This window comes from Limnohabitans sp. 2KL-51 (genome assembly GCF_003063645.1).
Lineage (GTDB): Bacteria > Pseudomonadota > Gammaproteobacteria > Burkholderiales > Burkholderiaceae_C > Limnohabitans_A.
On sequence record NZ_NESJ01000069.1, the window covers coordinates 1 to 667 of the forward strand.

Genomic DNA, 667 nt, shown 5'->3' on the forward strand with positions numbered 1-667 from the left:
TGATGGAGGTGCCGCTGGTGCTGTTGGTGCCAGCGTTCACGGCCGTAGCCGTGCTGGCGCTGAGCACTTGAATGCCGGTCACGGTGGGGCTGGTGCCGGTGTCGTTGCCCAGCACGCTACCTGTGGGATTGGTGCCTGCCGTGGCGTTGACGATGCCCGACGCTTCCAGCGCCGTGGCTGTATCGTTCGTCAGGTTCAGCGCGGTCACGACGGTGGTGTTGACGCTCAGGGTGACGATGTTGTTGGTCTCCACCACATGGTTCGCCACGGTGTCTGCGCTGTTGCTGTAGGTGTCTAGGTTTTGGTTGTTGGCGGCGTCGGTGAACTTGCCCGCGGCCACCGCGATGGTGGCAGGTGTGGTGCTGTTGGCCAGTGGGGTGAAGACAGCGGTGTAGATGTCTTCGCCCGCGGCGTTCAAGCCCACAGAAGTGAGTGCGCTCAGGCTGCCGCCGGTGACCACGATGTCACCCGAGCTGCCATTCCAGGCAAAGTTGTTGGTGGCTTCACTCACCGTGAAGGTGATGGTGGCGGTCTGGCCGGTGCTCAGGCTCGATTGGTTGGAGCTGATGGCGATCTTGGGGGGCGTGGCGTCGACCACGGGGTTGACGATGATCAAAAAGGTGTCGGTCACGGTCAGGCCGCCCGCGTCGGTGCGGGTGACCGTGAC

At 63.6% G+C, this 667-nt stretch carries 1 protein-coding gene; it reads right to left on the reverse strand.

Translation table 11 applies throughout. The features are described 5' to 3' along the window. The coding region (locus B9Z49_RS21955) for an Ig-like domain-containing protein (RefSeq protein ID WP_158273577.1) at window positions 1-667 on the reverse strand (667 nt) is incomplete at both ends.